The organism is Streptomyces sp. NRRL B-24085 (assembly GCF_001282115.1).
Taxonomy (GTDB): domain Bacteria; phylum Actinomycetota; class Actinomycetes; order Streptomycetales; family Streptomycetaceae; genus Streptomyces.
Genome location: NZ_LJBR01000334.1, coordinates 1 through 9435, shown reverse-complemented (window position 1 = coordinate 9435; position 9435 = coordinate 1). Strand labels below are relative to the sequence as shown.

The 9435-nt window shown below is 74.8% G+C and carries 8 protein-coding genes; 5 read left to right on the top strand and 3 right to left on the bottom strand.

Features of this window, described 5'->3' with window-relative positions; genetic code table 11:
* The first annotated feature begins 210 nt into the window (after positions 1-210).
* Positions 211-2877, top strand: coding sequence for a magnesium-translocating P-type ATPase (gene mgtA / locus AOJ26_RS31315; protein WP_053851742.1), 2667 nt, complete (start codon positions 211-213; stop codon positions 2875-2877).
* Between the two features lie 4 nt (positions 2878-2881).
* Here mgtA and AOJ26_RS31310 read toward each other — a convergent pair whose 3' ends face one another.
* Together AOJ26_RS31310 and AOJ26_RS31305 are read right to left on the bottom strand one after the other, a co-directional pair.
* On the bottom strand, positions 2882-3112 hold the full coding sequence (locus tag AOJ26_RS31310) for a hypothetical protein (RefSeq protein ID WP_179200275.1): 231 nt from the start codon (positions 3110-3112) through the stop codon (positions 2882-2884).
* Between the two features lie 83 nt (positions 3113-3195).
* Positions 3196-4203 (bottom strand): DMT family transporter, encoded by a 1008-nt coding sequence (locus AOJ26_RS31305; protein ID WP_234358717.1) that lies wholly within the window; start codon positions 4201-4203, stop codon positions 3196-3198.
* A gap of 104 nt (positions 4204-4307) precedes the next feature.
* On the opposite strand from AOJ26_RS31305, the gene AOJ26_RS31300 reads away from it, so the two are divergent.
* A complete protein-coding gene (locus AOJ26_RS31300; protein ID WP_053851740.1) occupies positions 4308-5213 on the top strand; it encodes a LysR family transcriptional regulator in 906 nt (301 codons plus the stop codon).
* Between the two features lie 402 nt (positions 5214-5615).
* Here the strand turns inward: AOJ26_RS31300 and AOJ26_RS31295 are convergent, their stop codons facing one another.
* Positions 5616-6527: a ScbA/BarX family gamma-butyrolactone biosynthesis protein gene (locus AOJ26_RS31295; RefSeq protein ID WP_159044431.1), complete on the bottom strand. Its 912-nt coding sequence runs from the start codon at positions 6525-6527 to the stop codon at positions 5616-5618.
* Between the two features lie 184 nt (positions 6528-6711).
* Between AOJ26_RS31295 and AOJ26_RS31290 the strand changes: the two genes are divergently transcribed.
* The 3 genes from AOJ26_RS31290 to AOJ26_RS31280 all read left to right on the top strand — a co-directional run bounded on the left by AOJ26_RS31290 (position 6712) and on the right by AOJ26_RS31280 (position 9286).
* Positions 6712-7374 carry a ScbR family autoregulator-binding transcription factor gene (locus tag AOJ26_RS31290; RefSeq protein WP_063790349.1) on the top strand — a complete coding sequence of 221 codons (663 nt, stop codon included), beginning with the start codon at positions 6712-6714 and terminating at the stop codon, positions 7372-7374.
* Complete coding sequence (locus AOJ26_RS31285) at positions 7371-8327, top strand: NAD-dependent epimerase/dehydratase family protein (protein ID WP_053851738.1); 957 nt, start codon at positions 7371-7373, stop codon at positions 8325-8327. The genes AOJ26_RS31290 and AOJ26_RS31285 overlap by 4 nt, the downstream gene beginning before the upstream one ends.
* Before the next feature lie 314 nt (positions 8328-8641).
* Positions 8642-9286: a TetR family transcriptional regulator gene (locus AOJ26_RS31280; protein ID WP_053851737.1), complete on the top strand. Its 645-nt coding sequence runs from the start codon at positions 8642-8644 to the stop codon at positions 9284-9286.
* Positions 9287-9435 lie beyond the last annotated feature (149 nt).

Below are 9435 nucleotides of genomic sequence, written 5' to 3'. Positions count from 1 at the left end.
GAGAACGGGGGCGCCCCCTCTGCCGGGCCGGGGGGTCCGGGCGGGGGTGCGTCCGAGCGCGTTGCGGAGGCCGACGCCCCGCAGGGGCCGACGGTGGCGGCCGGCCCGGCCGGCCCGGCCGGGCCGGTGCGGTCGGGGTCCGGTGTCCTGGCTGCGGCTGCGTCGGTTCCTCCGGGCGGGGCCGGCGCCCCTTCGTCGCCCTCGCCGGGGATCGAGGCCGGCGCCGGCACTCCTGACGGTTCCCGCCCCGCTGACGGCTCCGGCCCCGCTGACGGCTCCCCCTCGCCGGGGCGTCCCGTTCTGCGGGTCGTCACCACCGTCGACGCCGGCGCCGACGGTGGTGACGAGGGTCTCGGAGGCGGGTCGGACGGGAGTCTTCTCCAGGTCTTCCGGGGGCTCGGGGCCGGACCGAGGGGGCTGACCGAGGCGCAGGCCGAGGAGCGGTCGGCGCGGTTCGGGGCGAACGTGGTGCCGGCCGGCCGGGATCCCTCCTGGCCCCGTCTCTTCGCCCGGAGCCTGCGGGACCCCTTCACCGCGGTGCTGCTCTGTCTGGGACTGGTGTCGGCCGCCGTCCTCGCCTGGGGCACCGCCTCGGTGATCCTCCTGCTGGTCGCCGTGAGCTGCGTCCTGCGGGCCTCCGGCGAACACCGTGCCGGCCGCTCCACGGCAGGACTGCGCCGCCGGGTGGCGGCCACCGCCACGGTCCAGCGCCGGGCCGGCGAGGACAGCGCCCCGGTCACCCGTGAGATCCCGGTGGCGGACCTCGTGCCCGGCGACGTCGTACGGCTCGGCCCCGGCGACCTGGTCCCCGCGGACGTACGACTGCTGCGGTCGACCGGGCTCAGCGTCCACCAGGCCGCGCTCACCGGGGAGTCCGCGCCGGTGGAGAAGTCCGCGGGCGGGGAGCCGGGGGAGGGCGGTGTCCTCCTGGACCCCCGGTACTGCTTCCAGGGCAGCAGCGTCGCCTCCGGCAGCGCCACCGCCGTGGTCACCGCGACCGGCGGCGACACCCTTTCCGGTGCCGCCCACCGCCGTACCGGGAAACCCCCGGCGACCGCCTTCGAACGGTCCGTCCAGGGCGTCTCCTGGATCCTGATCCGGTTCGCGCTGCTGACCCCGCCCCTGGTCCTCATGGCCAACGCCGCCCTGCGCGGCCGCGGCCTGGAGACCCTCCCTTTCGCCGTCGCGGTGGCGGTCGGGCTGACCCCGGAGATGCTGCCGGTCCTCGTCACCACCTGCCTCGCCCGCGGCGCCGCCCTGCTGGCCCGCGCCCACGGCGTCATCGTGCGACGGCTGCCCGCGCTGCACGACATCGGCGCCATGGACGTCCTGTGCGTCGACAAGACCGGCACCCTCACCCAGGACCGCCCGGTCGTCCACCGCGCGCTGGACGCGGACGGCCACGACGACCCCGAGGTGCTGCGCCGGGCGGCGGCCGCCGCCTGGTGGTCGCTCCAGCTCGCCGAGCTCCCGGCCCCCGACGCCCTCGACGAGGCCCTGCTCGCCGCCGCCGACGAGGACGCCCTCACGGCGTACGACGGCGTCACCGCCCTCCCCTTCGACCCGGTCCGCCGCCTCGCCACCGTGGTCGTCCGCACCCCCGGCCGGCCCGGCAGGCACACGCTGATCACCAAGGGCGCCGTGGAGGCCGTACTGGCACGTTGTGCGCTGTCCGACGACGAGCGCTCCCGCCTGCGCGGTCTGGCCGACGCCCAGGCCGCGGACGGACTGCGCGTCCTCGCGGTCGCCACCGCCGAACGGCCCGCCGGGGACCGCCCCCGCGAACGCGGCCTCACCTTCCGCGGCCTGGTCACCCTCCGGGACGACCTCGCCCCCACCGCCGCCGAGGCCCTCGCCGGACTCGCCGCACGGGGTGTCACCGTCAAGGTCCTCACCGGCGACCACCCGGGCACCGCGGTCCGGGCCTGCCGTGATCTCGGGGTCCCGGTGGCCGGGGTCCTCGGCGCCGACCGCCTCGACACCCTCACCGACCCCGAACTCACCGAACTGGCCCGCCGTACGACCGTCTTCGCCCGCTGCACTCCCGAGCACAAGACCCGTGTCGTCCGGGCCCTGCGGTCCGCCGGCCACACGGTCGGCTTCCTCGGCGACGGCGTCAACGACCTGCCCGCGCTGCGCACCGCGGACGTGGGCGTCGCCCCCCGCGACGCGGCCGGCGTGACCCGCGAGAACGCGGACCTCGTCCTCGCCGAGAAGGACCTCACCGCGATCGGCCACGCGGTCGCCGCCGGCCGTCACGCGGGCGGCAACATCGCCACGTACCTGCGCATCACGCTCTCCTCCAACCTCGGCAACGTGATCGCGATGCTCTCCGCGGGCCTCCTGCTGCCCTTCCTGCCGATGCTCCCGGCCCAGGTCCTCGTCCAGAACCTGTGCTTCGACGCGGCCCAGCTGGCCTTTGCCCACGACCGTCCCGCCCCGTCCGCCCTGCGCCGGCCGAGCGTCCTGGACCCCCGGCGACTGCTCCGGTTCATCGTCGGGTTCGGCGCCCTGAACGCCGTGGCGGACCTCGCGACCTTCGGCGTCCTGGCCTTCGCGCTGCGCGGTCCGGGCGACGACGAGACGCTGTTCCACTCGGGCTGGTTCACGGAGAACCTGCTGACGCAGGCCGTGGTGATGGTGCTGCTGTCCCTCGGCTCAGCGGGCCGGGGCGGCCGCCGGCCGGGTCCGGTGACCTGGACCGCCGCCGCCCTGGCCGCGACCGGTCTGCTCCTGCCCATGTCCCCGCCCGGCGCGGCCCTGGGCATGAGCGCCCTGCCCGGCGTGTACTACGGACTGCTCGCGGCCGTCCTCGCCCTGTACGCGCTGGGCCTGCTGGCGGCGAGGCGCCGCACGGACGACCGCCCCGGCGGCTGACCGCTCAGGGGCAGGCGATGTCGAAGCCGTACCGCAGGGGCTCGTCCGTCACCGCGTGGTCGAGCCGGTAGACGTAGACGCCGTCGACCCGCACCCCCGACGGGGCGCCCTCGGTGCGGCAGGGGTACGACACCTGCACGACCCGGGGCCGGTCGGCGACCTTGACCCGCATCCCGTGGGCCGGTCCGCCGTCGAGGACGGCGACCTCCCACCCGGTCACGCCGGCCGTCTCCACTGTCTCCACTGCGTCCACGGCGACAGTTTAGAGCTTGCGCAAGCGTCCTGGGGGGCCGATGTCCTGAGGTCGGCTCGCCGGAGTCAGCCCGCGTTGTTCAGGGCCGGGCGACGGCGGGTGGACGGGGAGTCGGCGGGGGCGTGTTCCGCGGCCTGCTGCGCGCCGGTCCGCTCCGGGGCCGTGTCCGCCGTGCCCTTCGGCGTGCCCGCCGTGTCCTTGCGCCTGGTCAGTCCGACGCCCACCAGGACCACGGCCATGCCCAGCACGACCCGGACGCTCAGGCCCTCGCCGAGGACGATCGCGCCGAGGAGCACGGAGACCACGGGCAGCAGGTAGCCGACCACGGCGGCGTTGGTGGCGCCCTCGTCGTTGATGATCCGGTAGGTGAGGTGGAAGGTGATCGCGGTGCAGAAGACGCTGAGGACCAGGGCCGCGACCACGACCGCCGGACCGGGGTCGACCGACTCCAGGCCGCCCACCGGCAGTGCCACCGCGGTCATCCCGCTCGCGGCGACGAGCTGCGCGGCGGACAGCGAGATGGTGGGGGTGCCGCGGCGGACCAGGGTGCGGCCCATGTAGGTGAAGGCGACGGCGTAGCTGGCGGCCGCGCCGAGGACGGCGAGGGCTCCCCAGCTCGTGGCCCCGGCCGACTGCCAGGGGGCGAGGATGAGGATCGTGCCGGCGAAGCCGAGGAGCAGACCGGCCAGGCGGGCCGGGCGCAGTCCGCGTTCGGAGCCGAGGGCCAGGCCGAGGGCGATCGACCACAGGGGGGTCGTGGCATTCAGGACTCCCGCGAGGCCGGAGTCGACGGTCTGCTGGCCCAGGCTGAACAGGGCGAAGGGCAGCGCGTTGCAGAAGAAGGCCGCGACGGCGATGTGCCGCCAGACGGTACGGCCGCGGGGCAGGCGCTTGCCCGACGCGTAGCAGGCGACGGTGAGGACGAGCGCGCCGACGAGGCAGCGGACGAACGTGACCTGGAGCGGTGAGAGACCGCGCAGCGCCAGTTCGATCCAGAGGAAGGTCGAGCCCCACAGCAGGGCGAGCACGGCCACCCGTACTCCGCCCCGCAGGCTCCGTGTACCGCTGTTCACGATGCTTCCTCCATTCCCTCGGCCCGGTCTCGCTCTTCGACGATGCCCCAGTCGAACTGTGAGGACAAGCAAATGGTTCTACGCATTCTGTTAAGCTGTGCTACATGCTTGATGTGAGGCGCCTCCAGGTCCTGCGTGCGGTGGTCACCAGCGGGACGGTCACCGCGGCCGCGGCCCACCTCGGCTACACCCCGTCCGCCGTCAGCCAGCAGGTCGCGGCGCTGGAGAAGCAGGCGGGCACGGCACTGCTCGAACGGGTGGGGCGGGGGGTGCGGCCCACCCCGGCCGGCCTGCTCCTCACCGAGCACGCGGCACTGATCAGCTCGGCGGTCGCCCAGGCGGAGACCGCCCTCGCCGACCTCCGCGCCGGACGCATCGGCACCCTGTCGGTCCGCTACTTCGCCACGGCGGGCTCCACGCTGGTGGCGCCGGCCCTCGCCCGGCTCCGCGCGGAACACCCGGGCGTACGGGTCGACCTCGAACTGGCCGACCCGGAGGACCCGTTCGAGGAGGTGGCCCGGGGCCGGGCCGACCTGGCCGTCGTCGTGCAGGCGCGGGGCCGGGCGGGGGACGGGTTCCGCCTGGTCCATCTGCTCGACGACCCGTACGCCGCCGTCCTGCCCCTGGGGCATCCGCTGGCGGACCGGGAGGTCGTCGACCTGCACGAGCTGGCCGGGGAGCAGTGGGTCGGCAGTGAACCGCCCGGCCCCTGCCTGGAACCGGTGATCGACTCCTGCGCGGCGGCCGGTTTCAGCCCCGACTTCGTCATCCGCAGCGAGGACTACGCCACCGCGCAGGGCTTCGTCGCGGCCGGCCTCGGCGTGGGCCTGATGCCGCGACTGGGCCTGCGCGGCCGTCACCCGGGGGTCGTCGTCCGCCCGGTCCGCAACCCCGAACCGGTCCGCGTGATCTCGGCGGTGGCCCGGGAGACCGCCCTCGACCAACCGGCCCTCCGAGACCTCCTGGCAGCCCTCCGGGACGCGGCGACGAACGACCCCGCGGCACAGTGACCCCCGGCCCGGCCGGCCATGACGAGGGCGACGTCCGCGCTGGCCGCTGATCCACACCCGGCGGGACCGGGGTGGGTGGTCAGGCCGGGTACTGCGACCAAGCGGCGCTTTTCCGGTCGGGCCGACGAGGGGCGGTGTCGAGGGGGCCGGTCCGTGCCTGTCCGGGTTCGTCGCGTACCGGATGCACCACCCACCCCGTCCGCTCGCGACTGTGGGGTCGTGTTCGGGTGGGCGGCGGGCCCGGTGTCGCGATCAGGGGTGGGTCTCCAGGGCGGGCCTGTGCCCGCCGGTCACCGCGTCGCGGTGTGCGGCGCCTCGGCTGCCCTGTCGCCGTCGGCCTCCAGGCCCCGACGTGCCGCCGGGTGCGCTTCCGCACCCGGCTGGGCCCCTCGTTGGGGTGGGTCAGGCGGCGAGGTCGCCGGGGGTGGCCGTTGCGGTGGAAGCCGGGGCGAGGGTGACGACACTGGAGAAGATCTCGCGGTCGTGCTGGCGGGCGCCGACCCGGACGCGGCCGGGGTCCGCGAGGCGCTCGGCGTGGAGGAAGCAGGGGGCGTCCATCTCGGCGTACCGGACGAAGTCGGACTCCATGCCGGTGACCGCCGTCGGACGGGGGTGCGCGGTGGCCAGCGCGGCCTGGCGGGCGGCCTCCAGGAGCAGCATGCCGGGGGCGTGGTCCACGACGTGGTCGAAGAGCACGGGGTGGGTGGTGTCGACCCTGAGCTGCCAGTGGTCGGGCCGGTCGGTCGCGGCGAGCACCACGTCCTCGAAACGGTCCCGGCCGAAGGGCGAAAGACCGGCCGGCGGCGGCAGCGGCACGGCGCGCGCGGTGGCCGCCGCGGCGTCGGCGTACGACCCGCGCAGCCGGTTGTAGACCGTGCGGTCCTGGATGGTGAAACGGGAGTGGGCGGTGGCCAGCGGACGTCCGCCCCGCTCGACCTCGACGCCCAGGGATATCGCGGAGGCCCGGTCGCGCCGGTACGTCACCTCGTGGCACGTGATGTACAGCTCCAGCTCGGCCGGCCCCCCGTCCCCGTCCACCCGCGCGGCCTCGGGGTCGAGGGTCCAGCCGAAGTCCTTCCACAGCAGCTGGTGGCCGAACGGCACCTGGTAGGCGCCGTGGGACAGCAGCGGCAGCGTCTGGCGCACCGTCTCGCTGAGCAGGAGCGGGTCGTGCAGGCCCAGGCGGCTGACGTAGAAGCGGTGCCCGGCGGGCCAGGCGGCCGTCACCGTGAAGGTGTCGGGGCCGGTCCGCCGCCAGTCGCGCAGCAGCACTTCGTCCTGGTTCGTCTTGTGGGTGTGATCGGCTGAAACCATCTCAAAACGATGCGCAAGGCCGTGCTGAGCGAGATCGATGGTCATGGTGTTCCCCCTGATGCGGTGACGTCCGAGTTGGGCACGCGCAAGTGAATCGACGCCGCCGACCGTGACAGGGAGGCTTCGACGTGAATAAAATAGAGGTCGTTCTTTTTGTTTGTCTACAGGTACGAGGAGTCTGCCGATGGCACGACAACGGCAGGAGCGCGCGGAGCGCACCCGGGCGGCACTCATCAGCGCGGCCGCGGAGATGTTCGACCAGGTCGGCTACCACGGAGCGGGTCTCAACGCGATCCTGCGGAAGGCCGGGACCACAACCGGAGCCATGTACTTCCACTTCAAGTCGAAGGAGGAACTGGCCCGGGCGGTCATCGTCGAGCAGGCGGCCGAGCTGAAGTGGCCCAGCGGGAAGAAGGGCCTGCAACAGCTCATCGACGTCTGCCAGTACCTGGCCGTGGAGATGCGCTCCAACGTCCTGTTCCGGGCCGGCGTCCGGCTCGCCGTCGAGCAGAGCGAGGTGGACCTGCTCAACTACTCGATCTACGACTGGTGGGCCGAGCAGTTCGGCATCCACCTCGCCGAGGCCCGTGACCTGGGCCAGCTCCGGCCGGAGGTCGACGAGTCCGCGTTCGCCCAGGTGATCGTCGCCGCGTACACCGGCACGCAGATCATGTCGCGGCTCTCCAGCGCCCGTGGCGACCTGCCCGAACGCATAGAGAGCATGCTGCGCTGCCTGCTGCCGGCCCTCGCGCCGCCGGAGGTCGTCGCCACGCTGGAGTTCCCGGAGAACGGCGGCGCCCCCGAGGTGCCGCAGGACGCGGACGAAGCGGGGGAGACCGCTTCATGAGACCGCTGCGGGTGGTGCTGACCGGCGCGACGGGCTTCGTCGGCGGGGCGGTGCTCGACCGGCTGCTGCGCGACCGGGCGGACGGCCGTGACCTGGAGGTCCGCGCCCTCGTCCGCGGCGTTCCGGCCGACCGCCGGGAGCAGCCGGGCGTACGGTGGCGACGCGCCGACCTGGCGGACCCCGCGTCGGTCGAGGGGGCGGCGAGCGGCGCGGACGTCCTCGTCCACCTCGCCGCCCGCGTCGACGGCACGGAGCAGGAGTGCGAGCGGACCAACGTCGGCGGCACCCGGGCGGTCGTCGAGGAGGCCCGGCGGGCGGGCGTGCGGCGCATCGTGCACCTGTCCACGGCGGCGGTCTACGGACCCGGCCCGCACCGCGGCATCCCCGTCGACGGGGTCACGCCCGCACCCGTGTCCGCGGCCAGCCGTACCCGGCTGGCCGCCGAGCGGATCGCGCGCGAGGCGGGCGCCGTCGTCCTGCGCCCCGGACTCGTCCTCGGCGCCGGGGACCGCTGGGTGGTGCCCGGACTCCGCGAACTGCTCCGGCGGGTCCCGGCCCGCTGGGACGGCGGGCGCGGACGGCTCTCCCTGGTGGCCGTCGAGGACCTGGCACGGCTGGTCACGTCCCTGGCCACCGCGCCCGACGCCGTGCCGTCCGGCACCTTCCACGCCGGCCACCCGGTGCCGGTGCGCAGCGGCGACCTCATGGCGCGGCTCGCCGAACTGGACGTACTGCCACCGGTCACCGCCGAGTTGCCCTGGGCGCAGTGCCTGGAGCGGTTCCGGGAGGCGCCCGGCCGGATCAGCGAGCGGCAGTTCGCCCTGCTGGCGCTCGACCACTGGTACGAGAGCGAGGAGATCTGGCGGCTCGCCGGCTGCGCGCCGGGCCCCGGACCGCTGGAGCGGCTGGCCGGGGCCGCGCCCTGGTACCGGGCCCACCTCGCGGACGCCTGACCCGGCCACCGCACCGGCCCCGCACCCCTGCCGAAGTACCGCGCGGACCGGCGCAGTTGTGCGGAAGCCGGGTGGAAACCGGGGAAGTCGCGTCCAACTTGGCCAAGTCGTCGCGGAGCCGGGCACGGGAGGTGTCCGCGCGATGAACCGGCGGTACGTTCGCAGGACCGGGGCCGACGGCCTCCCGTCATCCACAGCGGCGCGAGCGGACGGGAGGCCCACGAAGGGCCCCCTCCTCCGGCACCTGGCGCGCGGCACCGCTGCCCGGGCGGCCCGTGGAGTCAGTTCCCGTGATGAATACCGAGGTCAGGCCCATGGTCAAGCAGGTGAGAGCGGAGCGCACCCGCCAGGCGCTGATCGCGGCGGCGGCCATCGAGTTCGACCGGCACGGATACGCCGGCACCTCGCTGTCCGCCGTGCACCGGGCCTGCGGGATGACGATGGGCGCGCTCACCTTCCACTTCCGCGCCAAGGCGGACCTGGCGAGCGCGGTGTGCCAGGAGGCCGAGGTCATCACCCGGGGGGCGCTGACCCGGCTCACACCGATGGGCGCCCTCCTGCCGGTCGTGGAGTTCACCCTCGTCGTGGCCCGGCTGCTGGACGAGGAGGTCACCGTCCGCGCGGCGGCCCGGCTGACCCAGGAGCGGGCCGTCCCCTCCCGGTGGCACACCGTCTGGCGGGCCGTCCTGCGCGATCTGGTGGCTCTCGCCCCCGAACCGCCGGGACCCGGCTGCGGACCCCGGCCCGAGGAACTGGAGCTGCTGGCCGTCTACCTGACGGCCGGTGCCGAGGCGGCGCTGCGGGAGGGCCGTACCGGCAAGGAGGTGCTCGCCCAACTGGAGTCCCTGTGGGCCCTGGTGCTCGTCACCGGCTCACCGCGCGGCACCGCCCCGCCCCCGCCGGCCGCCGACGAGTGTCCGGCGGGCGCCTCGCGCTCGCCCTTCCGCGACCCGGCCTGAACCCGCGCCCCCTGATCCCCCCCCTGTCCCTCCACGAAAAGGCTCGATCCATGACTCGACGCTGTTCGCTCGTCACCGGTGGCTCCCGGGGCATCGGGGCCGCCGTCGCCACCGCACTCGCCGCCGCGGGGCACCGCGTGGCCGTGCAC

Coding starts and splice junctions, on each gene's coding strand:
- AOJ26_RS31300 (WP_053851740.1), top strand. CDS start 4,308: ATGCTTGATGTGAGGCGCCTCCAGGTCCTGCGTGCGGTGGTCACCAGC.
- AOJ26_RS31295 (WP_159044431.1), bottom strand. CDS start 6,527: ATGGTTTCAGCCGATCACACCCACAAGACGAACCAGGACGAAGTGCTG.
- AOJ26_RS31290 (WP_063790349.1), top strand. CDS start 6,712: ATGGCACGACAACGGCAGGAGCGCGCGGAGCGCACCCGGGCGGCACTC.
- AOJ26_RS31285 (WP_053851738.1), top strand. CDS start 7,371: ATGAGACCGCTGCGGGTGGTGCTGACCGGCGCGACGGGCTTCGTCGGC.
- AOJ26_RS31280 (WP_053851737.1), top strand. CDS start 8,642: ATGGTCAAGCAGGTGAGAGCGGAGCGCACCCGCCAGGCGCTGATCGCG.